This is a genomic window from Streptomyces hilarionis, assembly GCF_024539675.1.
GTDB lineage: Bacteria > Actinomycetota > Actinomycetes > Streptomycetales > Streptomycetaceae > Streptomyces > Streptomyces hilarionis.
Genome location: NZ_JAHHIT010000575.1, coordinates 1 through 331 on the forward strand (window position 1 = coordinate 1; position 331 = coordinate 331).

General features: G+C 57.1%; 1 protein-coding gene. It reads left to right on the plus strand.

Features of this window, described 5'->3' with window-relative positions; genetic code table 11:
- Positions 1-278: hypothetical protein (locus KMS84_RS44250; protein WP_256921493.1), on the plus strand; the 278-nt coding region annotated here is incomplete at its 5' end.
- Between the last annotated feature and the right edge of the window lie 53 nt (positions 279-331).

Consider the following 331-nt stretch of genomic DNA (forward strand, 5'->3'; position numbering starts at 1 on the left):
TCTCCGAGGCCGTGCGCGATGGCTCAGGCAAAGCTCTGCTCCAGTCGCAGATGAACTTCGAATCCATGATGGAAAAGGAGCGCAATGCGCTGATCCTTGCCGGGCGCGAAGCGGTCGCAAGGATCGGTAACGAGATAAACCGAAGTTCGGCTAATCTGGTCACGGCGCAAGCGCAGCGCCGCGCCGTGGGTTTCTGCGCTTTACTCATCGGCTCCGGGATGGTCATCGGCGCGCTACTCATGATCGTCGGCCACCTGCTCGGGCTGTTCGGTAAATAGGGGGGGCACTCCCCCTTTTTTTCAGATTTATTCTGTATAGTACGATACAGATT